Raw genomic sequence first — 24,649 nt, 5'->3', positions numbered from 1 at the left:
TCGTGGAAGAGTAGGTCGCCGCCTTCTTTGAAACCCTTCATTAAAATAATGAAGGGTTTTTTTATGCCTAAATTTTATCCAACTAATAACAAATCAAAATAGAAACAATATACTACTTAAGTAAACTATTGTACATACTATAGCATGCCTCTAAGTATGATGAGAATTAGTATTTTTGAATAAATTCATGCTATAGTATTAATATGCTCTTTATAGGTGAATAAGTGTGTTTTAAGTTATGAGTTGAAAAGGATAGAGGTATTCAGAGACACAAATCACTTAATTAAAAGAAGATGTCTTTAATTAGTTTTTGGTATAGGCCGTAATTTCCCAAATCACGTTATTAATTTATACTAGGATAAGGAATCTTCAAGTGTTTTTTTAATGAAAAATAGGCTCAAACCTTATTTAAGTTTTGAACCTATTGCATTTAAGATTATTTTAAAATAAAAGAAAATAATCTACTTTAGTTATTGAAAAGAAATTATACACAAACGGGTAAACCATTTTCGTAATCGCATAAATGCCCATCAGTACACTCTTCGCATTCAAAGGGATCTGCTAATTTTAGAGAATGTCTCATACCACCTTTAATCTCTTTCTGTCCTTTTTTGCTAATAGCTTTTCCTAAGTTTAAAATTGATTTTTTCATAAAATTGAATTTTAGTATTAAAGTATTAATTCTGTGTCAAACCCTGTTCCTACTGGTTCTATGGGACGTTTAAGGCCTGACGTGTCAATAACCTTAGCTTTAGGTCTGTCCCCTCCATACACTGTTTGTAATTGTTTTGCGTCTATTTTATAATTTTCTAAACTTTTCATGTTTAATTTTTAAGAATTATACCTACTCTATTTTTATAAAGCTTTTCGGTTATCACTTTTTAAATCGGGATTACATTGCTTTTCTTAATACAGCATGGGGTAACTAATGACTTTAAAAAGGCGTAGTTTCAAATATTGTTTTATTAACCTAAATTAAATCACACTACCCAATAATTTTAATTAAGCGCATTAATGTGAAACCGTAATTAGTTCATGCCTGGAGTGTAGTAAGTACCATCGTCCAGTTTTATCATATTAAGACCGCCTCCAGTCCCTTGCCAACAACGACGATCATTACATATTGTATCTCCTCCAGTAACATTTCTTTGTTGTTGTTTAGTTAAAACGGTTCCTAAGTTTAAAATTGAGTTTTTCATATTATATGTTTTAATTATTTTATACCACAATATGTTTAGTGTCGTGTGTGGTTTTACGACTAAAATTTATATATCCATTTGATAGGAGATGATGTTCAAAATGTCTAAGTGTTTTAATAGTTTTCAGAGACTAAACTATGTGTAAAAGCAACGTTTTTCAAGAAGATCTGGTAAGCATTTATAAATTTTACCCTATCTATTTATAAATTTTGACTTACTATTCAGGCTGTTGTAATGTTAACGTATTAAAGGATGATTAGGGTTATGGTTGTTTTTCGTTTTTGATTTAATATTCTTTGTATGTTTACTCAAAATTTTGGTAATAATTCATTTTACTCTTACTTATAATATGAGGGTTTCTTATTGGTTAATTATTTTGGTCTGTTCCGTGACTTCTGTATACTCAGCGGAGCAGCAGAAAAGTATATATAATAGTTCTTCTGATTCTTTATCTAATAAAACACTTCAAGAATTAGGTACTCTTTTTTGGAGAGGAATACATCATAATTCAATTGTTAAACGAACTTTGGCAGACTACTATATGTATAGAGCCAAGAAAGAAAATAATATAGAAAATATCGCGGATGGTTACCAAATGTTTATTTCTATTTATAAAAAACAACCTGATATCGCATTATGTTATACAGACTCAATAATTGAACTGACAAAAGACACACAAAATAGTCGATATCCTTCTACAGGGTATAAGATAAAAGGAAATATACTGAGTAAAATAGATAGATATAATGAGGCTTTAGAAGCATATTTGATTGCTCAAAAGTATTCTGAAAAGATGAATAATGAAAGACAACTCATAGGACTGAAGCACAATATTGCTATTCTTAAAACGACCTTAGGAAAAGAACGTGAGGCACTAAAAGTGTATAAAGAGAATTACGAGTATTTCTCAAAACAAGATAGTGTTATAAAACTTAGTCAAATTTATATCGCTACTTTATATAAAATGTCAGATAGTTATAATCGCCTTAAGTACTATGATTCTGCATATTTTTATTTAAAAAAAGGAATAAAAGCTAGTTTGTTGAATCCGTATAGACGTTACTATCCTAATCTATTATTTGCTTATGGAGCGAATAGTTATGAAAGAAAAAATTATCAATCGGCTATTGACAGTCTGCAAAAGGCGCTAATTTTGTCAGAAGAAGATGTTAATGATATTAATGTTAAAAAAGGATATTTGTTTTTAGCTAAGACGTATCTGGAGCTTAAAAAAGAATCAAAGGCATTGCACTATTTGAAAAAATTGGATGCAATAACTAATGATTCAAATTATAGAATTGAAATAGCCGAAGCTTTTACATTATTGATAGATTATTACAAAAGAAGTAATGATCCAAAAAATCAATTAAGAATAATGGAAAAGCTTTTAAAATATGATAGTATATCGGATATAAAATATGCTAAATTAAATAACTCTCTCATAAAAAAATATGATACGCCAAAGCTAATAAAAGATAAAGATTTGTTAATAGACGGGATTAAAAATAGCAATAAAATTTTAGTCTATAAGTTAATAGCTTTTGGTGTTTTTTTGATTACCATAATAGGTTTCTTCTATTTTTATTTTTCTAAAAAACGAAAAGATAAATACAATGTGTTATTAGGGGCAGAGAAACAAAAAGTAAAAGTGTTGCAACAAAAGAATGTAAAGTCTGTAAAAACAAGTGTTGAACTTCCATTAGAATTAAAACAAGGAATACTAGAGAAATTGACCAACTTCGAAGATGACTTGGAGTTCTTAAAAAATGACCTTACTCTAGTAAAGGTTTCAAAAAGATTAAAAACCAATTCGACCTATTTGTCTAAGGTGATTAATATGGAGAAGCAAAAGAATTTTGCAAATTATATTAATGACTTACGAATTGAATATTGCAAACACAAGATTAAGAATGATAAAAAATTTAGACAATATTCTATACGATCAATGGCAGTAGAAATTGGTTTTAATAATATACAATCGTTCGCTAAAGCCTTTTCTAAGAAAGAAGGGTGTAATCCCGTTGAATATGTAAAAAGATTTAAGAATTAATATTTGAAGATGTTTTTAACCTAAACAATAAGGTTAAGATTTATAAATTTTAACCTATATCCAGTTGTTGGTATTTATTGCACACTGCTTTTTTTGTTACATTCGCTATGCAAAAAAAAATAAAACAAGAATCATTTTGAAAAAAAACAAGAAAATTAAAATCGAATTAAAAAAAATTAAAATTACAAAATTGAATAATTCGGCAGAGCAATATGCAAAGGGTGGTGGAACGGATCGTTACAATAGCGACGGATGTGATTCTGAAATCCAACCATGTTATCCTCTTCTAATATATAAAAGTATTGACTGTTATAAGTTATAGTTAGATCTGTAATACAGGTGTTTTATAGAGGTATGCATTTCACACAGTAAGAAGTAGTCAGCACGTATTTGATTATTTGTGTTAATGGGCTTGAATTCGCATTGCCAATAGCCCATGTTTTGTTGAATAAATTTAGAGTGCTAGAATAAAATATCAATTTAATACTGGTTTTCTGTCATAACCATATTAGAATATTAGAGTATTAATTTTTGAAAACAAAAAGCGAAGTTTGTGAGTTCACACAAACTTCGCTTTTTAATAAATTTTCTTCAACGAATTAATCTCTAAGAATACTTCTTGAGATTACAATTTTTTGAATTTCGCTTGTACCTTCATATATCTGTGTGATTTTGGCATCTCGCATTAGTCGTTCTACATGATACTCTTTTACAAAGCCGTTCCCTCCATGTATTTGCACAGCTTCTACACTTACTTCCATAGCAGCTTGAGAAGCAGCTAATTTGGCCATTGCACCAGATAAGTCGTAATTTTCATGATTATCTTTGTCCATTGCTGCTTTATATACCAGCATTCTTGCCGCTTCAATTTGAACATGCATGTCTGCTAATTTAAATGCAATAGCCTGGTGATTCATAATCTCTGTTCCAAAGGCTTTTCGCACTTTAGAATATTCTTTTGCTAATTCATATGCACCTTCAGCAATTCCTAAAGCCTGTGCTGCAATTCCGATACGTCCACCTGCAAGTGTTTTCATGGCAAATTTAAAACCAAAACCATCCTCGCCTATACGATTCTCTTTAGGAACCTTTACATCATTAAAAATTAAAGAATGAGTGTCACTACCTCGAATACCTAATTTGTCTTCTTTAGGGCCAATTTCAAAACCTTCCCATCCTTTTTCAACAATAAAGGCATTGATACCTCTATGTTTTTTTTCTTTATCCGTTTGTGCAATTACTAAATAGTAATCTGCAGACCCACCGTTAGTAATCCAGTTTTTGGTTCCATTAAGTATATAATGATCACCTTTATCTATTGCTGTAGTTTTTTGAGACGTTGCATCACTACCTGCTTCTGGTTCAGATAAACAAAAAGCACCGATAGATTCACCTGTAGTTAACTTCGAAAGATATTTCTTTTTTTGTTCATCGTTTCCATAAGTGTCAAGACCCCAACATACCAAAGAGTTATTTACAGATACAATAACAGAGCATGAAGCGTCTATTTTAGATAATTCTTCCATAACTAAGACATAAGAAAGAGTATCCATACCACCACCTCCGTACTCAGGAGAAGCCATCATTCCTAAAAAACCAAGTTCTCCCATTTTCTTTACTTGTTCTGTTGGGAATTCTTGTTTGTTATCACGATCGATAACTCCAGGTAATAATTCAGCTTTTGCAAAATCACGAGCAGCATCTCGTATCATTAACTGTTCTTCGGATAGTTTAAAGTCCATATTTTATTATAATTTACTGTGCGTGCATAACACGAAATTCGTACTTTTTGATGAAAATAAATCGAGTTTACCCCTCGATTTTTACTAATTCTACAAATATAAGCTATAATATGATAGTTTTAATGTTTTTTTGCTTTTTTGATATCACGAATTTTTGAATGTATTTTAGAGGAATTTTCCCATATTTTTTAAAATTTGATCGACCTACAGTAAGAAAAGAAAAACACTATTATTAGCGTAATTTTAATTTTATTTACTGTTTCAGCGTATTTAGTTTTTTATATTTGTCATCAAACATTTTTATTAGAATTCAATTTATAATAATGTCTTATGGATCAGCGCTGACCTCTGTAATGGAGGATAATTTAGACGAATAGAATAAGAGAACAATTTCGTTACGAATTGTGACGGAAATATTATTGTTAAATAAATTGAAATTTTTTTGAATGAAAGAATTATTAAAAAAATACGAAAATAAAACTCCCGAGATTATTTTTAACTGGAAAGATGCTGAGACAGAAGCTGAAGGTTGGACAGTTATAAATTCTTTAAGAGGAGGTGCAGCAGGAGGTGGTACTAGAATGCGACTTGGTTTGGATATGAACGAAGTACTCTCTTTGGCTAAAACGATGGAAGTAAAATTTACGGTTTCTGGACCCGAAATTGGCGGAGCAAAATCTGGAATTAATTTTGACCCCAATGATCCTCGTAAGAAAGGAGTTTTAAAAAGATGGTATAAAGCTGTATCTCCATTATTAAAAAGTTACTATGGTACTGGGGGAGATCTTAATGTAGATGAGATTCATGAAGTAATTCCTATTACAGAAGAGTGTGGTGTATGGCACCCGCAAGAAGGAGTTTTTAATGGACACTTTCAACCTACCGAAGCTGATAAGATTAATAGGATAGGGCAATTAAGACAAGGAGTTATCAAAGTTTTAGAAAATACTATGTTTTCACCAGATGTGTCTAGAAAGTATACCGTTGCTGATATGATTACCGGATATGGAGTAGCAGAAGCTGTAAGGCATTATTACAGTATTTATGGAGGTGATGTAAAAGGAAAGAAGGCTGTGGTACAAGGTTTTGGTAACGTTGGGTCAGCAGCAGCATATTACCTTTCAGAAATGGGAGCTAAGGTAGTAGGTATTATAGATCATGCTGGTGGACTTATTAAAGAAGATGGTTTTTCTTTTGAACAGATCAAAGAGTTATATTTGAATAAAAAAGGAAATAAATTATATAGTGAAACGTTAATTCCTTTTGATCAATTAAATGAAAAAATTTGGTCTTTACAAACTGAAATATTTGCACCTTGTGCTGCCTCTAGGTTAATTACTAAAGATCAGATATCACAAATGATAGACTCAGGCTTAGAAGTAATTTCTTGCGGAGCCAATGTTCCTTTTGCTGATAAAGAAATATTTTTTGGACCAATAATGGAGTATACAGATGAACAAGTAAGTCTGATACCTGATTTTATTTCTAACTGCGGTATGGCAAGAGTATTTTCATATTTTATGGAACGAAAAGTGCAAATGACCGATGAAGCTATTTTTATGGATACATCCGAAACTATAAAAAAAGCTATTCAACATACATATAATAATAACAAAACAAAAACTAGTATCAGTAAAACAGCGTTTGAAATAGCCCTGAAACAATTACTGTAATATTAATCGCATTAACTAAGTAAAACTATGTTTAAGTATTTTTTAGGTAATAGTCCAAAATGGTTCAAAACCATAATGATTGGATTTTTAATTTTCAATGTATTTTCTTTTTTCGTTTTAGGACCAATAATTACTTCTTGGTTATTTATCGCAGAATTTATTTTCACATTGGCGATGGCACTAAAATGCTACCCCTTGCAATCAGGAGGTTTGTTGGCAATTCAGATTTTGATATTGAATCTTACTACTCCAAAAAATGCTTATCATGAAATAGACCAAAATCTAGAAGTTGTATTGCTTTTAGTTTTTATGGTAGCCGGTATATATTTTATGAAACCTTTATTAATGTATATTTTTAGTAAAGTGTTTACAAAAATAAAGTCTAAAATGGTATTGTCGCTACTGTTTGTTTTTCTTGCAGCAGTACTTTCGGCATTTTTGGATGCATTAACTGTAACTGCTGTTTTAATAAGTGTAGCAGTTGGTTTTTATGGAGTATACCATAAGATTCATTCAGGTTCTGGAGATTATGATGATAGCGGGACTTTGGATAGAAAGGAATTAAGCGGGGATACTTTAGAACAATTCAGAAGTTTCTTAAGAAGTTTGGTAATGCATGGAGTGGTAGGTACGGCCTTAGGAGGAGTTTGTACTTTGGTAGGAGAACCGCAAAACCTATTAATAGGAGAACGAATGGGATGGGACTTTATACAGTTTTTCTTAAAAATGGCTCCAATTTCGATTCCAGTACTAGGTGCAGGATTGCTTACAACAGTTGTTCTTGAGGCTACAGGGTCTTTTGGTTTTGGTGCAAAATTACCAGAAGTGGCCAGAAGAATTATAGAGAGTTACACAGAGGAAGAAGATGCAAATAGATCTGATAAATCTAAATATGGTCTTATTGTTCAGGCAGTATCAGCTATACTTTTAATTATTGGTTTAGCAATGCATTTAGCCCCAGTTGGTCTTATAGGATTAGCTTTAATAATTGTACAAACTGCCTTTATGGGGATTACTGAAGAGCATCAATTAGGGGCGGCATTTGAAGAAGCGCTTCCATTTACAGGTTTAATTGTAGTTTTCTTTGTTATTGTTGCTATGATTCATGATCAGCATCTGTTTAAGCCTATTATAGATTGGGCATTAACGTTGGATCCCGATCAACAACCTTCTATGTTTTATATCGCAAATGGATTATTGTCGATGATTAGCGATAATGTATTTGTAGCTACTGTGTATATTGGTGAAGTCAAACAGGCTTTTGATAGTGGAGTAATATCTCGTGAACAATTTGAGAAGTTAGCTATAGCGATTAATACAGGAACAAATTTACCAAGTGTTGCAACACCTAATGGTCAAGCAGCGTTCTTATTCTTACTAACATCTTCTTTAGCGCCGTTAATAGGATTGTCATATATGAAAATGGTGAAAATGGCTTTTCCTTATACAATTGTGCTTGGAGGCATTGGTTTATTAGGAATTATATATATATTATAAAAAAACGTCCATATACTTAACCTACAGAAATAACGTTAGTATACTAACACTAAATTAACAAAATCAAACATGACATATTTATCTATGCTTGGAGCTATTGCCCAAAACGCTGCAGAAAGCGAAACAGAGACAGAGAATTCATTATCTATAATGGACCTTCTACTTAGTGGAGGTACAGGAGCGGTTGTAATCATTTCTATTCTTTTTGTATTACTGTTTGTTGCAGTGTACATTTATTTCGAAAGAATCTTTGCTATAAAAGCGGCATCTAAATATGATGAGAGCTTTATGACTAAAATTAGAGATAATGTAACTACAGGTAAAATTGAAGCGGCCAAAATATTATGTGCGCAAACCAATAACCCTGTTGCTCGATTAACTGAAAAAGGAATTTCAAGGATAGGCCATTCATTAGAGGATATTAATAAAGCTATCGAAAATGCAGGTAGGCTAGAAGTGTATAAATTAGAGAAAAACGTAAGTATACTGGCCACTGTTGCTGGAGCTGCACCAATGATTGGTTTCTTAGGTACAGTTATTGGTATGATTTTGGCATTTCATAATTTGGCATCTAGTGAAGGAACTGCTGATATGGGAGTTTTGGCAGAAGGAATATATACTGCAATGACAACAACTGTAGGAGGACTAGTAGTAGGGATTGTTGCCTATATAGGGTATAATCATTTAGTTGTACGAACCGATAAAGTTATACACAGTATGGAAGCAAAGGCTGTAGACTTTCTTGATTTATTAAACGAACCTGCTTGATATGAATTTAAGAGGAAGAAATAAAGTAAGTCCAGAGTTCAGTATGTCGTCAATGACGGATATTGTATTTCTATTGTTGGTTTTCTTTTTGTTAACATCACCAGCAATAACTCCTGAAGCGCTAGATTTGGTTTTGCCAAAAGCAAAAGGAAAAAGTTCTAATACACAAAATATATCGGTAAGTATTACCAATAAATTACAATACTATATCGATAGTGAACGAATAACTCAAAGTAGATTAGAGAGTGAATTGTTAACTCGTTTGAAAGGTCAGAACGAACCGACAATTATCTTAAGAGCAGAAGAAGGTGTGCCTATTGAAAAAGCCGTAGGTGTAATGGATATAGCAAATAGAAATAAATTTAAAGTAATACTGGCAGTGAAACCCGATTAATATGATAAAACTAGATACAAAACATAAAAAGAAATCATTTGTGCTAACTTTAATTTTGCACATTGGGATTATTTTTTTGTTATTTTATCTAAGTCTTAATTATATAGAGCCAGATGAAGAAGGTGGTATTGCTGTTAATTTTGGAACTACAGAAACAGGTTCTGGTAAGATTCAACCCAATAAACCAATAAAAACATCACCTAAAAATACTACTCCTGAAACGGCTGCAACTCCTCCTGAACCGGTAGAAGAATCTCCAGAAATCAAAGATGAAGTTGTTACTCAGGACACCGAAGAAGCTCCGGTTATAGAGAAAAAACCTAAGAAGAAGCCTAAAAAGAAGATAGAAAAGCCTAAGGAGCAGCCTAAAAAAAATACAGAACAAAAGCCGGTTAAGAATCCAGTAAAAGATAAACCAGTAAAAAAGGTAGAGGAAAAAAAACCTGATCCTAAACCTGATAAGTCTACATTGGATATACTGAATAGTTTTTCTAATGGCCCCAAAAATGATGGGAAATCTAAGGGGGGAGAAGGAAACGACAAAGCGCCAGGAGATAAGGGTAGTCCTAATGGAGACCCAAATGCAAAGTCATATTATGGTACTGGTAAAGGACTAGATGGTGATGGTAATTATAGATTAGGAGGACGAAAGGCTCTAAACAAAGAGAAGTTCGTTCAAGATTGTAATGAATCCGGAATCGTTGTTGTAAAAATAGAAGTGAATCAAAGCGGAAAAGTAATCCGTGCCACTCCGGGTGTAAAAGGTACAACTAATAGTTCGGCATGTTTAATGGAACCTGCAAAAAGAGCAGCTATGGCTACAAAGTTTAATAGCGATTCAAAAGCGCCGGTCAAACAGGTAGGAACTATTATTTATCAATTCAAACTTTCCGAATAAAAAATATGAATTACAGTGAAACACTGGATTGGATGTTCAGCCAATTACCAATGTATCAACGTCAAGGTAGTAGTGCTTATAAAGCAGATCTTCATAATACTATTCAATTAGCTAAATATCTACAAAATCCTGAAACGAAGTTTAAAAGTATTCATGTTGGGGGTACAAATGGTAAAGGTTCAACGAGTCATATGTTAGCTTCAGTTTTGCAAAAGGCTGGTTATAAAGTGGGATTGTATACCTCACCGCATCTAAAGGATTTTAGGGAGCGTATAAAGATTGATGGTGTAGAAATTGAAGAAGATTATGTAGTTGATTTTATAGAGCAACATAAGGCGTATTTTGAAGAAAATCAGCTGTCTTTTTTTGAAATGACGGTTGGTTTAGCGTTTGAGTATTTTGCAACTTTAAAAGTAGATATTGCTATAATTGAAGTTGGACTTGGTGGTAGGTTAGATTCTACAAATATAATTGTGCCAGAGGTATCAATTATAACCAATATAGGTCTTGATCATGTAAAGTTTTTAGGAGATACTTTAGAAAAAATAGCAAATGAAAAAGCAGGTATCATAAAAGAAAATGTTCCTGTTGTTGTTGGTAGAACAACTGTAGATACAAAGAAGGTATTTGAAAACAAAGCCGCGTCTTGTAGTAGTGTTTTGTATAATGCAAGTGGATATGCAGGATTTCTATATTCTTCAGATTTGAAAGGAGAATACCAAAACGAAAATATAAAGACTACTCTACAAACAATATCAGTTTTAAAAGATCAGGGATGGTTAATTAGTGAATTGGCAATTCAGAATGGTCTTGCAAATGTATCTAAAACTACAGGTTTGTTAGGAAGATGGCAAGTTTTACAACAAAGACCAAAGGTTATTTGTGATACGGCGCATAATGAAGATGGGTTAACGTATGTGATGCGGCAATTACTAAAAGAGGAATATGATAGTTTGCACATTGTTTTAGGAGTGGTTAATGATAAAGATTTAAGTAAAATTCTTACTCTTTTCCCAACAGAAGCCCAGTACTATTTTGCAAAACCAGATATTTCTAGAGGACTTGAGGTAGAAGAATTAGAAAAAAATGCAAAAAAAAATAATTTAATAGGAGAGGGGTTTAGTTCTGTAAAAAAAGCGTACAAAGCTGCTTTACAACGTGCTACAGAGCGAGATGTTGTTTATGTAGGAGGGAGTACATTTGTAGTAGCAGAAATAATTTAATTTTTCTTTGAAATTGTTTTGGTAGACTGCAAAACTGTCTTATATTTGCATCCGCAATCGCAAGATAGCGGGCGCTTAGCTCAGTTGGTTCAGAGCACTTGGTTTACACCCAAGGGGTCAGGGGTTCGAATCCCTTAGCGCCCACAAAGGTTCTCATTTATGAGAACCTTTTTTGGTTTTATACACTTTCTGTTAAAAATATGAAACTTAAAATGAATGCACTTGACGATAGCCTTTTTTTCTTATTTTAGTGTTAATCAAAAGGCAGATGGCTATAAATTCGTTACATTTCCTCTAAATATTATTTACACGCGTTAAATCCTCTCATTTAGGTTTTAATTCTTGTTGTATTGTATATATCAATATGCTCAATTCATTACTTTTTATACCAGATATATCTGGTTTTACTCATTTTGTTCAGAATACAGAAGCAGAACATAGTCAACATGTAATTTCGGAACTGTTAGAGGTTCTTGTTAAAGCTAATACTCAACATCTACAATTGGCCGAAGTCGAAGGTGATGCTTTATTTTTTTATAAGGAAAACGAAATCCCTTCTCAAGAAAAGCTTTTGGCTCAGATTGAAACGATGTTTACGGCGTTTTATAGTCATTTAAAGTTGTTAGAAAAAAACCGTATTTGTCCTTGCAATGCTTGTGCAAAGGCTCCAAATTTAGAATTAAAAATTGTAGTGCATTGTGGAGAAATTCAGTTTATTACTGTGCAGGGAAAACGAAAACCTTTTGGAGAATCAGTTATAGAGGTGCATAGAATGTTAAAGAACTCTATTGATAGTGATAACTATACGTTATTGAGTGATGATGTGAGTAAGGTTATAGGATTGTCTAAAGGGTATGAGAGTAAGTTGTATCTCTTTCATGAGAACTATGATACTTATGACGATAAAAAGGTTAAATATTTATACTCAGAAATAGATAAAACTAAACTCAAACTTAATCCCTTTGCCACTCCAGAAGAAGTAAGTTTTGATGAAAAACCAGGTATCGTTATTGTAAGGGATTTTGAAATTTCTGCAAGACAATTATTAGAGTACATTACAAACTATAGTTACAGGTATTATTGGGCTAAAGGCGTAGATAAGATTGAATATAATGTTAATGAAATTACTAGACTGGGTTCAGAACATGTATGTGTAATCGACGGAAAACGGTTAAATTTTACAACAGTTACTAAAAAGGTTGAGGGAAACGAGATTGTTTATGGTGAGCGCACAACCGATGTACCAATAGATTTGATTTATAATTTTTTTATTATAAAACCAATCTCTGATACTCTTTGTCAATTAAGGTTGGAGATATACCCCGAAGCGAAATCTTGGATTAAAAAAATAGTACTGTCAATGTTTATTAAAACAGCAATTAAGAAATCCACAGCAAAATCTTTAGATGCGCTCTCTGATTTCATTAAAAAAGAAGGCAGATCTGTCTAGTTAAGTAAATTTAATATTCGTTCAAGTTGCATCCCACGAGAACCTTTGATCAGTATTGTAACCTTTTTGTTTTTTAATTTCCAATTACTCTTTAGGTTTTCAAAAGACTCAAACTTTTTAACTCTAGGATCATTAGATGTTGTTTGAAAAAAGTTCTTTCCTAATAAGTAGATTTCATTTACACTAGTGTTTGTGATTAGATTAGTGATTTTTTGATGTTCAGCTTTAGCTTCAGAGCCTAATTCAAACATATCGCCAAGAAAAACAATTTTATTGTTATCGTTTAGTGTTGTTAAGTTGTTTATGGCAGCCTCCATACTTGACGGATTGGCGTTATAGGCGTCAAGAATAATAGTGTATGAATCCTTCTTTATTATTTGGGAACGATTATTTGTTGGGATGTAAGATTCTATGGCTCCTTTGATGGCATTAGGAGGGGTGTTAAAATGATTTCCGATAGCAATTGCAGCAGCTATATTTGTAAAATTGTATACACCAATTAAATTGCTGTTGATGATTAGGTTTTGGTATGATACAATCACATTTGGATTTGCTTCGATTAATTTGATTGTACAATCACTTTTACTAGTTTGAGAAAAACTAAAACTCTTTATTCCTGATGATGCGTTGACTAATTTTTGATCTTCAATATTAATAAAAACAGCTTTATCATTTTGTTTAAGATGTCTGTATAGTTCGGTTTTGCCTTTTAGAACACCTTCGATGCCTCCAAACCCTTCTAGGTGGGCTTTTCCTATATTGGTGATGTAACCATAGTCTGGTTTGCAAATAGCACATAAAGATTCGATTTCACCTTGGTGATTTGCGCCCATCTCAACAATTCCTATTTCTGTTTCTTGTGTCATAGACAAAAGAGTGAGTGGGACACCTATATGATTATTTAAGTTGCCTATTGTGGCAGTGGTTTTAAATTTAGAAGAAAGAACACAATTTATTAATTCTTTTGAAGTGGTTTTTCCATTACTGCCTGTTAGCCCGATAATAGTGATACCTAAAAACTCTCTATGATATAAAGCTAAATCTTGTAGTGTTTTTAATGTGTTATTAACTAGAATATGTTTGTCTGAAGTTTTAAATTCTGGCTCATCTATTATGGCAAACGAGGCACCTGATTCGAGTGCTTTATCGGCATATGTGTTACCATTGAAATTTTCTCCTTTTAAACTAAAAAACAAGGTGTTCTTGCTAATTTTCCTTGTGTCAGTAGAGACTCCTTTGCTATCTAAAAATAATTTATGAATTTGTGAAATGGTCATATATCATATTGTATAAAAAAGCCCTGACAGTTAAGTACAGGGCTTTTTTGTTTATAACGAACATTTATTTCTTAATACTATTTTCTTGGCTTTTGGTGTCTAGGAGTCTTTTGCTTTTTTGCTTTGGTACCAACTCGAGACATTGCATTTCTGAAACCAATATAATCCGTTGCCATATCTTGAGGCATGAATCTTCTTTGCGCTGGATCTAACCAATATGCTCTATCTTTCCAAGAACCTCCTTTGTATACTCTTACATCATCACCAATAAGCGTAGTTCTTTTACTAGATTCATCATATTTTCTGTCCATTTTTGTACTGTCTTCAGCACTTGGACCTACGTAATGAATAGGAGCATTATACATTCTTTTGCTTGGCTCACCACCTCCATCTTGATAAGATTCAAAATATCTTGAAGAGTTTTTGTCACCATCTCTATAGTTTATATTATCACTATCAGTAAAGTTAGTTCTCATGTACGTATCTTCATCATCGATAGGTACCTGTAAAATTCCACCTGGTAAAACTCTAGCGATGATCTTACCGTTACTTAATGTGTCATAAACAATAGAATCTGTCATAACTACTTTAACTGTACCGTCTGGGTTTATAGCATTTTTTGTATAAACATTTCCTCTATAGTAGTTAAAGTCATTGTATTCATCATCTACGATAGGTCTATATACATCTGCTACCCATTCAGCTACATTTCCAGCCATGTCATATAGTCCGTAATCGTTAGGGTCATAAGATTTAACAGGTGCAGTAATATCTGCGCCATCATCACTCCAACCTGCGATACCACCATAGTCACCATCACCTTGTTTGAAGTTTGCTAATTGATCTCCGCGAGTTCTTCTGTTTCCTGAACGTGTATATTTACCAGTCCAAGGGTATTTTTTTCTACCTCTATAAATATTATAACTTCTGATTTCTACAAGACCTAAAGCGGCATATTCCCACTCCGCTTCTGTTGGGAGTCTGTACTTCGGTAATAGTAGTCCATCCTTACGTTGTATATATAGACCAGTTGAGTCATTTCTTTTTTCGTACTGCTCTGATTTTTTACCACCTCTAGTAGCTTCATCATTACCTCCGTATGTTTGTGAAGGAGCGTTTAAGTATGTTTCTGTGTCAAAAGTACTTTCTGCAGAAACATCTTCAAAAGGAGCATTTGGTTTTATTACTTGTTCTTCTTCAAGAATTCTTTCATTAACACGATTAGTCCTCCAGTTACTAAACTCGACTGCCTGAATCCAATTAACTCCAACTACAGGGTAGTTAGCGTATGCAGGGTGTCTAAGATAGTTATTGGTCATCATTTCGTTAAACCCAAGACGATTTCTCCATACTAATGTATCAGGAAGGGCACCATAATAGATATTTCTGTATTTTGGTTCTGTAGGAGGGTAAACTCCTTTTAACCAATCTAAATATTCTAAATACATGATGTTGGTAACCTCTGTTTCATCCATGTAAAATGATTGAACATGCTGTTGAGTAGGGGTGTTGTTCCAGTCGTGCATTACGTCGTCCTGTACACGTCCCATGGTGTACGTTCCTCCTTCGATAAATACAAGACCCGGTCCTGTCTCTTGTTCTTTGTAATTTGTAGCAACCTGGAAACCACCTTCTTTGGAATTGTATTTCCAACCTGTGGCCCTAGAACTGCTCCCATAGTCGTTTTGAGAACAACTGATGAGCAATACACTAACGGAAAGCGCCATTAGCGACTTAATAATAAACGCGTTTTTCATAATCTTAAGTTCGTTAAAAGTAGAAATTAGGGCTTGCAATATAATTAATAAACGTTAAAATTACCCTAATTTTTGTAAAATATTATCAATTCACGATTTTTTGTGAATTTCTAACGACTTTGGTTTAACGCAATATTTCTAAAATTATTATTGATGACCAAATAAAATCTAAGAAATTTAAACTTTTCTGAAAAAACACTTTTTATCTATAATTCCAATAGAAGATTTTTACTAAAAAAAACCATTTGTACTCTAGTTTAGTACATATGATAACCCTTTTTGAGGCTTTATTTATTTAAATTGCGAAGATTATATAAGATATAAGTAAATTAAACGTTAACAGTAGAGTGTAGTAAAAAAAAACAAATTACACACTATTTTTTAATCACTAAATAACTATATATTTGTCAAACTCAATTATTGCAGGTATGAAAAACACACTTATTGCTGGTATTATATTACTGACACTCTTTAATTTTAATATCAACGCTCAAGAGAATAGAGCGATTACAACAGCCACACCATTTTTATTAATTGCTGCAGATGCTAGAGCAGCAGGTTTAGCAGATCAGGGAGTTGCTACTTCAGCAGATGCCTTTTCTCAACAATGGAATCCTGCTAAATACGTATTTGCTAAAAGTAAGCAAGGAGTGGGTGTGAATTATACACCATACCTTAGTAACTTGGTGAATGATATATTTTTAGGAAATTTGAATTATTATAATCGTATTACTGAGACTAGTGCGGTTGCTGCAAGTTTTAGATACTTTAGTTTGGGAGATATAGAGTTCAGACAAACTGCAGATGGTGCTTCAAATACACAAAGACCGAATGAATTTACTATAGACCTTTCTTATACGTTAAAATTAAGTGAGAATTTTTCTATGGCTGTAGCTGGACGTTATCTTAGATCTGATTTGAGATTGCAGACAGAAAATGCAGATGACGCAAGTGCGGCAGGAAGTGTTGGTGTAGATATTGCTGGTTTCTATCAAAGTGAAGAAATTGCATTCAATTCTTTTAATGGTAGATGGAGAGCAGGTGCTACTATTTCAAATTTAGGACCAAAAATTAGTTATGATGATTCAGGTCAGGAAAACTTTATTCCAACTAATTTTAGAATAGGTGCTGGTTTTGATTTTATTCTCGATGATGATAATAGAATTTCACCATCTATAGAATTTAGTAAATTGTTAGTTCCTACTCCTCAAGATTTTGATAATGATGGCGATATTGATGCAGATGATAATAGAGAATATCAAGAGATTGATTCTTTCGGAGCAGTTTTCTCTTCATGGGGAGATGCTGATGGAGGTTTTAGTGAAGAACTGAAAGAAATCACATGGTCTTTAGGTGCAGAATATATGTATCGTGATGTTTTTGCTTTTAGAGCAGGATATTTTAACGAAAGTGAAGAAAAAGGAGCGCGTAAATTTCTTTCTTTAGGAACAGGATTTAGATACAATGTAGTTAACCTAGATGTTTCATATTTATTTTCAACATCAGCGGTTAAAAGTCCTTTAGAAGGTACACTACGTTTTGGTCTTACATTTAATTTTGGAGATGAATATTATTAATCATTTCTAAGTATCACAATATTTTAAGAAAAGTATCAAGCTACGGTTTGATACTTTTTTTTGTTTGTAGTACATTGTAAGGCTATTGCATTACTAGTAAATTAAGAAGCGAGATTATAAGATAAAATGAAAGAAATAGAGATAAAGTCAACGTTGCAAGTATATGATTCATTTGATGAATTGCCAAAAGACATTCAGCAATTAATGCAGAAATCGATGGCTATAAGAGATAAAGCATATGCTCCATATTCAGAATTTTTAGTAGGAGCGGCTTTGCTATTGGAGAACGGAGAAGTAGTTTTAGGAAATAATCAAGAGAATGCTTGCTATCCTTCAGGATTATGTGCAGAGCGAACGGCTATATATTATGCCGGAGCAAATTATCCTGATGTCCCCGTTTTAATAATGGCGCTAACTGCTAAGTCACTAAAGCATCAGTTAGTTACTCCAACGCCTCCTTGTGGAGCATGCAGGCAATCAATTGCAGAATATGAGCTAAAACAAAATAAGCCTATTACGATTTATTTTATGGGAGAAACAGGAAAAGTGGTCAAATCTTCTTCTTTATCTAATTTATTGCCCCTTATTTTTGATAATTCATATTTATAACGTTTTCGTTGATTTTATCAGCAAAGGGCTTTTCCCTTAATTGTGAATATGTTATTTTTGTTTTTCGTTCTCTTAATAAATTAGGAGAAATATTAAATGATTATCAGTGTCAAAACTGATTTGTTATACACACATCAGCACAATTGCAAATGAAAAAAATAACCAAAGAAGTTTACCTAAATTGGTACGAAGAAATGCTTTTCTGGAGAAAGTTTGAAGATAAGCTTGCTCAAGTATACATTCAGCAAAAAGTAAGAGGATTTTTACACTTGTATAATGGCCAAGAAGCTATTCTAGCAGGAGCACTACATGCAATGGACCTTACCAAAGATAAAATGATTACTGCTTACCGTAATCATGTACAGCCTATTGGAATGGGGGTAGATCCTAAAAGAGTAATGGCCGAATTATTTGGGAAAGGCACAGGAACTTCTCAAGGTTTAGGAGGATCAATGCATATTTTCTCAAAAGAACATCGTTTCTATGGAGGTCATGGTATTGTAGGAGGTCAAATACCTTTAGGTGCAGGTTTAGCCTTTGCAGATAAGTATAAGAAAAGTGATGCTGTGACATTAACTTTCTTTGGTGACGGAGCGGCTCGTCAAGGATCATTACATGAAACCTTCAATTTAGCAATGCTTTGGAATTTACCTGTAGTATTCTGTGTTGAAAACAATGGATATGCCATGGGGACTTCTGTTGAAAGAACAGCAAATCATACAGATATATGGAAATTAGGACTAGGGTATGAAATGCCAAGTGGTCCTGTAGATGCTATGAATCCTGTTAAAGTTGCAGAGGCTTTTGACGAAGCAATAACTAGAGCAAGAACAGGAGGAGGTCCTACTTTCTTAGAATTAAAAACATATAGATATAGAGGGCATTCAATGAGTGATGCTCAGAAATATCGTACTAAAGAAGAAGTAGCAGAATACCAAAAAATTGATCCGATCACTCAAGTACTAGATATTATCAAAGAGAAAAAGTATGCAAGTGACGAAGAAATTGCAATTATAGATAAAAGAGTAAAAGATAGGGTGGCAGAATGCCAGAAATTTGCTGAAGAATCACCATTTCCAGAAAAGAACGTGATGTATGATGTTGTTTATGAGCAAGAAGACTACCCATTCTTATCACACAAACCACAATAAAATATGGCTACAGTAATAAATATGCCACGATTGAGTGACACTATGGAAGAAGGTGTTGTTGCAAAGTGGCTTGTTAAAAAAGGAGATAAAGTTAGTGAAGGGGATATCTTAGCAGAGATAGAAACCGATAAAGCAACTATGGAATTTGAGTCCTTTTACGAAGGAACATTACTTCATGTAGGTATTCAAGAAGGAGAAACTGCTCCCGTAGATCAACTTTTAGCCATTATTGGTGATGAAGGAGAAGATATTTCGGGATTACTAAATGGTAGTAGCTCAACTGCGACTGCTGAAGCTCCCAAAGAAGAAGCTAATGCAGCATCAGAAGAAACCTCTTCTGAAAGTACTTCTGTGCCAGAAGGTGTTGAAATTATTACAATGCCACGCCTTAGTGATACGATGGAAGAAGGAACAGTAGCAACATGGTTAAAGAAAGTAGGAGATACTGTTGAAGAAGGTGATATTTTAGCAGAGATAGAGACTGATAAAGCTACGATGGAATTTGAGTCTTTTTACAACGGTACTTTATTACATATAGGTATAGAAGAAGGTCAAACTGCTGCTGTAGATAAATTATTAGCCATTATAGGTCCTGCAGGAACTGATGTTTCGGGGATTAAGGATGGAGGGAGTGTAACTACTTCCGAACCTAAGACTCAATCTTCAACAGAAGAAGTAAAAACAGAAACTAAAATAGAAGTCACTGCAACAACAGCAAGTGGAGGCAGAGTATTTGCTTCCCCGTTAGCAAAAAAGATAGCGGCAGATAAAGGTATCGATCTTTCACAAGTTAAAGGAACTGGTGAGAACGGAAGAATCGTTAAAAAAGATATAGAATCGTTTACACCTAGTGCAGCACCTGCAATAGATACTACTATAAAAGAAACTAATGCATCTCCTGCGGTACAAACATTTACTCCGGCAGGTGAAGTTAGTTTTGAAGAAGTTAAGAATTCGCAAATGCGTAAGGCAATAGCAAAAAGCCTTTCTGCTTCTAAATTTACAGCACCACATTATTATCTTACAATTGAAGTAAATATGGATAATGCCATTTCTTCTCGTAAAATTATTAATGAGCTGCCAGATACAAAAGTCTCTTTTAATGATATGGTAGTTAAGGCTTGTGCAATGGCTTTAAGAAGGCATCCTAAAGTAAATACTACATGGAAAGACGATGTAACCGTATATAATAAACATATAAGTATTGGTGTGGCAGTAGCTGTACCAGATGGGCTAGTAGTTCCGGTATTACCTTTTACAGATCATATGAATATTATGGAAATTGATGTGAAAGTAAGAGATTTAGCAACTAGAGCTAGAGATAAAAAGTTAACTCCGCAAGAAATGAGCGGTAGTACTTTTACAGTATCTAATCTTGGGATGTTTGGTATTCAGGAGTTTACTTCTATTATTAACCAGCCCAATTCTGCAATTTTATCTGTAGGAGCAATTGTAGAAAAGCCGGTAGTTAAAAATGGAGCAGTAGTTGTTGGAAATACAATGAAAGTTACGTTGGCTTGTGATCATAGAACTGTGGATGGAGCTACAGGAGCACAGTTTTTACAAACATTACAGAAATATCTTGAGAACCCAGTAACAATGCTGGCGTAATCCAAGAAATAAATATCAAAATACAGAAATCCTGCTTCTTTCGAAGTGGGATTTTTTTATCTTTATCTCAAAACGTATTTAAGATGAAACAATGTTTAAGTGTGCTATTGATTTTTTTGGTTTTTGTAAATTGTAAACAAGGTACAATAGCGCAATCTAAAGAGAAAGATACATCTGTTACTAGTTCTTTTTTGAAAGGAAATGTTACAGCTGGTGAAGTTGAAGAAATAATGAATTTTTTGGCTAATGATAAATTAGAGGGTAGAGATACTGGTAGTAAAGGATTAGAAAGTGCGGCTCAATTTGTAGAAAAAGAATTTAAAGAAGTTGGGGTACGCCCATATTTTGAAAAGTATAAAGATTCTTTTTTGGCTAAAGGAGTCGAAACATTTAACGTTGTTGGGTATTTAGAAGGTATTGATAAAGATTTAAAAGAAGAATTTGTAATCATAGGAGCACATCTTGATCATATTGGTACAGCAAAAGAAGTTAATGGTGATGTTATAGCTAATGGAGCAAATGATAATGCAGCAGGAAGTACTGCGGTGATATCTTTAGCAAAACAATTGGCTAAGATAAAAAAGAATAAACGTAGTGTGTTGTTTGTTCTTTTTGGAGCCGAAGAAAAAGGACTATTAGGTTCTAAACATTTGGCTAAGGTGTTAAAAGAGAAAAATATTGACCTATATACTATGGTTAATTTTGAAATGATTGGAGTTCCTTTAAATGAAAAATCATACGAAGCCTATATAACGGGATATGAAAAATCAAATATGGCAGACAAGATTAATGAATATTCTAAAAGTGAGCTTGTAGGATTTTTGCCGAAAGCAAAAGAGTTTCAATTGTTTCAACGAAGTGATAATTACCCTTTTTATAAAGAATTTAATGTGCCTTGTCAGACCATATCTACATTTGATTTTACAAATTATAACTATTATCATCATGTAGATGACGAGGTTTCTGAAATGAATTTTGAGTTTATGGCAAAATTGATTAATAATTGTTTGCCATCAATAGTAAATATATGCCGTACGCCAACTAAAGAAATTACATTAAATTAAATAGAGTTTATCGAAAAACTATGAAGAATATTATTATCACTGGGGCCAGTAGAGGTATTGGTTATGAATTAGCAAAATTATGTGCAGATAGTGGGCACAATGTTTTGGCATTATCCAGGAATGAGAAGCCTATACTTAATGTTAACCATAAAAATATTCATGCGTTTTCATTTGATATTTCTACATCAAAAGATCTAGATAATATGGTTGAATACATTTCTACAGAATGGAAACAAGTAGATATATTGATTAATAATGCCGGAAAACTGCTAAATAAACCTTTTAGTGAGATTTCTTCAAAGGATTTTGAAGATGTATATAAAGTTAATGTTTTTGGTGTTGCAGAGATCACTCGTAGAGTATTACCGTTTATGAAAAGAGAAAGTCATGTGGTAACCATAAGCAGTATGGGAGGGATTCAGGGTAGTGCAAAATTCCCGGGTCTTTCTGCATATAGTTCTAGTAAGGGAGCAGTGATCACATTAAGTGAATTACTAGCAGAAGAATATAAAGAAAGCGGTATTGCTTTTAACGTGTTGGCTCTTGGAGCTGTGCAAACAGAAATGTTAGAAGAGGCTTTTCCAGGGTATCAAGCCCCATTAACAGCAATAGAAATGGCAACTTATATCAAAAATTTTGCCCTTACAGGACATAAATTTTACAACGGCAAGGTTTTGCAAGTGTCAAATAGCACACCTTAACTCATATTTATGAACCTATATCAATACTTATTTTTAAGTTCAAGATATTGGTAAAACTGTTGCACAGTAAGTACTTTTTTAAATTCTTGATTCTGAAAGTATACTAGATTGCTTAGATTTTTTGACTTTTCTTTTTCAGATAAATTCGATTGTATAACTTCATTAGCTTTGACAGAATACTGATAAATTGTTTTTTCAAGAATTCTGCTGGTGTACAAGGTTAAATTTAGTTCTTTCTGTAGTTCAATTGTTTTTTGGACAGCCAATTTCTGAAGCATTTTTTTTTCTTTAGGTTCGATTTGGGTTTGCGCAAAACTACCAAGACATATAACAAAGAAGACGATGGTTAAAGAAGTTTTCATGAGGTTAGTTTGTGAATGAAATGTTAAATTGTTGTGATTTAAAAATATTAATAATTGATATACAGTAGATTGAAATAAATGAAAACTCGATGAATCGTGTTTTTTTAACGCTTAAAAACCATTTTATTTATGGTTTTAGCATGTTTTTAGTGGTTGAAAACCTTAATTAGAGGTTAATTATAGAAGGTTTTTTGAGATGGTTTACTAGAAATGAAGGCATTATTTTTTTTCGTAAACCTGAATGAGAGTATAAGTAGAACCTTTAATAATAAGTGAGATGAAATTAGATTCTTAATTTTTGCCTCTTTCGAAACGTAATTTTACTGTCTTTAATAGTTTTCCATCTACTATGGTTTGTGAAGTTTTGATATATGTATAAATCGTGTCTATCCCCGAATTGAATACAACTTTTGTTTTTGTGACTTTTATAGAGTCAGAAATCATCTTTAAAGGTGATACAAGATCTACATCTTTAATTAGTTTACGCTGTTCTGAAAATAAGTATTCGTTTTCCTTTTCTATTGAGAAACTTGGATGATTTTGTGCTATGATGTACTTATCAATATGTTCTTGAAGTTTTTGCTTAATTAGGATACTATATGCATCTTCTTCTGAAAGAATAACTTCTTTTTCAGTGATGTCAGCATTGGGAGCTAAATTATCTAACTCTTTGGATGAATTGTTAGCACATCCAGATGTTACTAAGATTACAATTATCAAAACAAACTGTTTCATGATTTTATTCTAAATTTTAGTTTTACAATCTGTTCATTTTTTCTTTGAGATTCTATAATCTCAATATTTTTTAAGCTTTCTGTCGGTGTGGTTAACGTGTTGATGAAATCATTTTTACTATATATTTCTATTCCTAATCCATGTGGTAATATTTGCATTATTGTGACATCGTCTGAAATCATTCGTGATAGTTCTTTTTTTCGATTTTTCCAATCTTCTATCTTTCCGTTTGCATAATAATGAAGCATTAATGCATAATCATTTGTTCTTACTTTTAGATATTCTTGATTTTCAGATGCCGCAATTCGGTATATAGTATCAGTTTTATGATACGGTGATTGCACTACAAAATGAATATAATCATCAGTAGTTTTCCATGAAAAACATCCTAAACTATCACTTTTTGTATAAAATTGAGACTCTTTATCATTAAGGATGATTATATCAAGAGGGATTCGGGTTATGGGTTGATTTCGATCTTGATCTATGAAACAAAAATTAAAAGTGTGTTTTGTTGGAATTAATAATAATAGGATGCCTACCAAACCAAGACTCGATACTATAATTACAAACCATTTAGGAGTTCTCTTCTTCTTTTTAAAAACATTAGAAGAAAGTTTCTTTTCTTTAAAATCATTCCAATTTGAATAACCACAATATTGAGACAACATGGTAAGTATATCTACTCGCGGTAACTTTTCTGTTGAATTTTTAAAGTAACTATAAAAAGACTTTTCACTAATACTTGTTTTAGTGTATCTCTGTAAATCTTCTTGAAACGAAATAATATCTTGTCCTTTCCATTTAGAAATATCAGGGTTTGAAGCAGAATTGTTTTTCAAAAACTTTTGTGCTACAGCTTCTTTAAGGAGTTCGAATACTATTTTATCTTCAGGCGTAATAGTTGTATT

23 protein-coding genes and 1 tRNA gene are annotated in these 24,649 nt (G+C 32.7%); 15 read left to right on the top strand and 9 right to left on the bottom strand.

All coding sequences use genetic code 11. The annotated features are described in order from the left end of the window. Positions 1-484: 484 nt before the first annotated feature. The 3 genes from AWE51_RS26515 to AWE51_RS26505 form a co-directional block, all read right to left on the bottom strand. Entirely contained in the window at positions 485-652 is a 168-nt protein-coding gene (locus tag AWE51_RS26515) for a hypothetical protein (protein ID WP_157766106.1), read from the bottom strand. Between the two features lie 17 nt (positions 653-669). Further along, positions 670-822, bottom strand: a complete 153-nt coding sequence (locus AWE51_RS26510) for a hypothetical protein (RefSeq protein WP_157766105.1) — start codon at positions 820-822, stop codon at positions 670-672. Positions 823-1,028: 206 nt separating this feature from the next. Next, positions 1,029-1,199, bottom strand: a complete 171-nt coding sequence (locus tag AWE51_RS26505; protein ID WP_157766104.1) for a hypothetical protein — start codon at positions 1,197-1,199, stop codon at positions 1,029-1,031. Between the two features lie 349 nt (positions 1,200-1,548). On the opposite strand from AWE51_RS26505, the gene AWE51_RS14575 reads away from it, so the two are divergent. Next, complete coding sequence (locus AWE51_RS14575; RefSeq protein ID WP_066314607.1) at positions 1,549-3,249, top strand: helix-turn-helix domain-containing protein; 1,701 nt, start codon at positions 1,549-1,551, stop codon at positions 3,247-3,249. Between the two features lie 599 nt (positions 3,250-3,848). Here AWE51_RS14575 and AWE51_RS14565 read toward each other — a convergent pair. Continuing rightward, complete coding sequence (locus AWE51_RS14565; protein WP_066314604.1) at positions 3,849-4,991, bottom strand: acyl-CoA dehydrogenase; 1,143 nt, start codon at positions 4,989-4,991, stop codon at positions 3,849-3,851. A 446-nt stretch (positions 4,992-5,437) separates the two neighbouring features. Here AWE51_RS14565 and AWE51_RS14560 point away from each other — a divergent pair, with 446 nt between their 5' ends. From AWE51_RS14560 to AWE51_RS14525, 8 genes are all read left to right on the top strand, one after another. Further along, positions 5,438-6,664 (top strand): Glu/Leu/Phe/Val dehydrogenase dimerization domain-containing protein, encoded by a 1,227-nt coding sequence (locus AWE51_RS14560; RefSeq protein ID WP_066314598.1) that lies wholly within the window; start codon positions 5,438-5,440, stop codon positions 6,662-6,664. Between the two features lie 27 nt (positions 6,665-6,691). After that, a complete protein-coding gene (nhaB, locus tag AWE51_RS14555) occupies positions 6,692-8,161 on the top strand; it encodes a sodium/proton antiporter NhaB (protein ID WP_066314597.1) in 1,470 nt (489 codons plus the stop codon). Between the two features lie 84 nt (positions 8,162-8,245). Beyond that, positions 8,246-8,929, top strand: coding sequence for a MotA/TolQ/ExbB proton channel family protein (locus tag AWE51_RS14550; RefSeq protein WP_082832451.1), 684 nt, complete (start codon positions 8,246-8,248; stop codon positions 8,927-8,929). 1 nt (position 8,930) lies between these two features. Beyond that, positions 8,931-9,323 (top strand): ExbD/TolR family protein, encoded by a 393-nt coding sequence (locus tag AWE51_RS14545; RefSeq protein WP_066314587.1) that lies wholly within the window; start codon positions 8,931-8,933, stop codon positions 9,321-9,323. Between the two features lies 1 nt (position 9,324). Further along, a complete protein-coding gene (locus AWE51_RS14540; protein WP_066314585.1) occupies positions 9,325-10,221 on the top strand; it encodes an energy transducer TonB in 897 nt (298 codons plus the stop codon). 5 nt (positions 10,222-10,226) lie between these two features. After that, the gene (locus AWE51_RS14535) at positions 10,227-11,444 is read left to right on the top strand and encodes a bifunctional folylpolyglutamate synthase/dihydrofolate synthase (protein ID WP_066314583.1); all 1,218 of its coding nucleotides are present in this window, start codon (positions 10,227-10,229) and stop codon (positions 11,442-11,444) included. A gap of 69 nt (positions 11,445-11,513) precedes the next feature. Then, positions 11,514-11,588: transfer RNA gene (locus tag AWE51_RS14530), tRNA-Val, on the top strand. A gap of 220 nt (positions 11,589-11,808) precedes the next feature. After that, positions 11,809-12,894 carry a DUF2652 domain-containing protein gene (locus AWE51_RS14525; protein ID WP_066314581.1) on the top strand — a complete coding sequence of 362 codons (1,086 nt, stop codon included), beginning with the start codon at positions 11,809-11,811 and terminating at the stop codon, positions 12,892-12,894. On the opposite strand, the gene AWE51_RS14520 is transcribed toward AWE51_RS14525, so the two are convergent. Together AWE51_RS14520 and gldJ are read right to left on the bottom strand one after the other, a co-directional pair. Further along, the gene (locus AWE51_RS14520) at positions 12,891-14,171 is read right to left on the bottom strand and encodes a UDP-N-acetylmuramoyl-tripeptide--D-alanyl-D-alanine ligase (protein WP_066314577.1); all 1,281 of its coding nucleotides are present in this window, start codon (positions 14,169-14,171) and stop codon (positions 12,891-12,893) included. The genes AWE51_RS14525 and AWE51_RS14520 overlap by 4 nt on opposite strands. Positions 14,172-14,248: 77 nt before the next feature. Further along, a complete protein-coding gene (gene gldJ, locus AWE51_RS14515) occupies positions 14,249-15,928 on the bottom strand; it encodes a gliding motility lipoprotein GldJ (RefSeq protein ID WP_066314674.1) in 1,680 nt (559 codons plus the stop codon). A gap of 428 nt (positions 15,929-16,356) precedes the next feature. Between gldJ and porV the strand changes: the two genes are divergently transcribed. The 6 genes from porV (at position 16,357) to AWE51_RS14485 (ending at position 22,641) form a co-directional block, all read left to right on the top strand. Then, positions 16,357-17,505, top strand: a complete 1,149-nt coding sequence (gene porV, locus AWE51_RS14510) for a type IX secretion system outer membrane channel protein PorV (RefSeq protein ID WP_066314575.1) — start codon at positions 16,357-16,359, stop codon at positions 17,503-17,505. A 126-nt stretch (positions 17,506-17,631) separates the two neighbouring features. Continuing rightward, complete coding sequence (locus AWE51_RS14505) at positions 17,632-18,114, top strand: cytidine deaminase (RefSeq protein ID WP_066314574.1); 483 nt, start codon at positions 17,632-17,634, stop codon at positions 18,112-18,114. Between the two features lie 149 nt (positions 18,115-18,263). Further along, positions 18,264-19,265, top strand: coding sequence for a pyruvate dehydrogenase (acetyl-transferring) E1 component subunit alpha (gene pdhA / locus AWE51_RS14500; protein WP_066314573.1), 1,002 nt, complete (start codon positions 18,264-18,266; stop codon positions 19,263-19,265). 3 nt (positions 19,266-19,268) lie between these two features. After that, positions 19,269-20,876 (top strand): pyruvate dehydrogenase complex dihydrolipoamide acetyltransferase, encoded by a 1,608-nt coding sequence (locus AWE51_RS14495; RefSeq protein WP_066314572.1) that lies wholly within the window; start codon positions 19,269-19,271, stop codon positions 20,874-20,876. A gap of 83 nt (positions 20,877-20,959) precedes the next feature. Then, complete coding sequence (locus AWE51_RS14490) at positions 20,960-21,940, top strand: M28 family metallopeptidase (RefSeq protein ID WP_066314570.1); 981 nt, start codon at positions 20,960-20,962, stop codon at positions 21,938-21,940. A 20-nt stretch (positions 21,941-21,960) separates the two neighbouring features. Then, positions 21,961-22,641 carry an SDR family NAD(P)-dependent oxidoreductase gene (locus AWE51_RS14485; RefSeq protein WP_066314569.1) on the top strand — a complete coding sequence of 227 codons (681 nt, stop codon included), beginning with the start codon at positions 21,961-21,963 and terminating at the stop codon, positions 22,639-22,641. A gap of 20 nt (positions 22,642-22,661) precedes the next feature. On the opposite strand, the gene AWE51_RS14480 is transcribed toward AWE51_RS14485, so the two are convergent. The 3 genes from AWE51_RS14480 to AWE51_RS14470 all read right to left on the bottom strand — a co-directional run bounded on the left by AWE51_RS14480 (position 22,662) and on the right by AWE51_RS14470 (position 24,580). Next, positions 22,662-23,003, bottom strand: a complete 342-nt coding sequence (locus AWE51_RS14480) for a hypothetical protein (protein ID WP_066314568.1) — start codon at positions 23,001-23,003, stop codon at positions 22,662-22,664. A 291-nt stretch (positions 23,004-23,294) separates the two neighbouring features. Further along, a complete protein-coding gene (locus tag AWE51_RS14475; RefSeq protein ID WP_066314566.1) occupies positions 23,295-23,738 on the bottom strand; it encodes a hypothetical protein in 444 nt (147 codons plus the stop codon). Continuing rightward, entirely contained in the window at positions 23,735-24,580 is an 846-nt protein-coding gene (locus AWE51_RS14470) for a hypothetical protein (protein ID WP_157766103.1), read from the bottom strand. Before AWE51_RS14470 ends, AWE51_RS14475 begins: the two co-directional genes overlap by 4 nt. Between the last annotated feature and the right edge of the window lie 69 nt (positions 24,581-24,649).

It is taken from the genome of Aquimarina aggregata, assembly GCF_001632745.1.
Lineage (GTDB): Bacteria > Bacteroidota > Bacteroidia > Flavobacteriales > Flavobacteriaceae > Aquimarina > Aquimarina aggregata.
The sequence above is the reverse complement of the archived record's forward strand: the minus strand, read 5'-3'. Positions and strand labels throughout refer to the sequence as shown.

What these genes read in the sequence shown, in the direction of transcription:
- AWE51_RS14490 (WP_066314570.1), top strand. Translation starts at nt 20,960, where the DNA reads ATGAAACAATGTTTAAGTGTGCTATTGATTTTTTTGGTTTTTGTAAAT.
- AWE51_RS14495 (WP_066314572.1), top strand. Translation starts at nt 19,269, where the DNA reads ATGGCTACAGTAATAAATATGCCACGATTGAGTGACACTATGGAAGAA.
- AWE51_RS26505 (WP_157766104.1), bottom strand. Translation starts at nt 1,199, where the DNA reads ATGAAAAACTCAATTTTAAACTTAGGAACCGTTTTAACTAAACAACAA.
- AWE51_RS14505 (WP_066314574.1), top strand. Translation starts at nt 17,632, where the DNA reads ATGAAAGAAATAGAGATAAAGTCAACGTTGCAAGTATATGATTCATTT.
- AWE51_RS14565 (WP_066314604.1), bottom strand. Translation starts at nt 4,991, where the DNA reads ATGGACTTTAAACTATCCGAAGAACAGTTAATGATACGAGATGCTGCT.
- AWE51_RS14480 (WP_066314568.1), bottom strand. Translation starts at nt 23,003, where the DNA reads ATGAAAACTTCTTTAACCATCGTCTTCTTTGTTATATGTCTTGGTAGT.
- porV (WP_066314575.1), top strand. Translation starts at nt 16,357, where the DNA reads ATGAAAAACACACTTATTGCTGGTATTATATTACTGACACTCTTTAAT.
- AWE51_RS14535 (WP_066314583.1), top strand. Translation starts at nt 10,227, where the DNA reads ATGAATTACAGTGAAACACTGGATTGGATGTTCAGCCAATTACCAATG.
- AWE51_RS14550 (WP_082832451.1), top strand. Translation starts at nt 8,246, where the DNA reads ATGCTTGGAGCTATTGCCCAAAACGCTGCAGAAAGCGAAACAGAGACA.
- AWE51_RS14545 (WP_066314587.1), top strand. Translation starts at nt 8,931, where the DNA reads ATGAATTTAAGAGGAAGAAATAAAGTAAGTCCAGAGTTCAGTATGTCG.
- AWE51_RS14520 (WP_066314577.1), bottom strand. Translation starts at nt 14,171, where the DNA reads ATGACCATTTCACAAATTCATAAATTATTTTTAGATAGCAAAGGAGTC.
- gldJ (WP_066314674.1), bottom strand. Translation starts at nt 15,928, where the DNA reads ATGAAAAACGCGTTTATTATTAAGTCGCTAATGGCGCTTTCCGTTAGT.
- AWE51_RS14560 (WP_066314598.1), top strand. Translation starts at nt 5,438, where the DNA reads ATGAAAGAATTATTAAAAAAATACGAAAATAAAACTCCCGAGATTATT.
- AWE51_RS26510 (WP_157766105.1), bottom strand. Translation starts at nt 822, where the DNA reads ATGAAAAGTTTAGAAAATTATAAAATAGACGCAAAACAATTACAAACA.
- AWE51_RS14525 (WP_066314581.1), top strand. Translation starts at nt 11,809, where the DNA reads ATGCTCAATTCATTACTTTTTATACCAGATATATCTGGTTTTACTCAT.
- pdhA (WP_066314573.1), top strand. Translation starts at nt 18,264, where the DNA reads ATGAAAAAAATAACCAAAGAAGTTTACCTAAATTGGTACGAAGAAATG.
- AWE51_RS14540 (WP_066314585.1), top strand. Translation starts at nt 9,325, where the DNA reads ATGATAAAACTAGATACAAAACATAAAAAGAAATCATTTGTGCTAACT.
- AWE51_RS14575 (WP_066314607.1), top strand. Translation starts at nt 1,549, where the DNA reads ATGAGGGTTTCTTATTGGTTAATTATTTTGGTCTGTTCCGTGACTTCT.
- AWE51_RS14485 (WP_066314569.1), top strand. Translation starts at nt 21,961, where the DNA reads ATGAAGAATATTATTATCACTGGGGCCAGTAGAGGTATTGGTTATGAA.
- nhaB (WP_066314597.1), top strand. Translation starts at nt 6,692, where the DNA reads ATGTTTAAGTATTTTTTAGGTAATAGTCCAAAATGGTTCAAAACCATA.
- AWE51_RS14475 (WP_066314566.1), bottom strand. Translation starts at nt 23,738, where the DNA reads ATGAAACAGTTTGTTTTGATAATTGTAATCTTAGTAACATCTGGATGT.
- AWE51_RS26515 (WP_157766106.1), bottom strand. Translation starts at nt 652, where the DNA reads ATGAAAAAATCAATTTTAAACTTAGGAAAAGCTATTAGCAAAAAAGGA.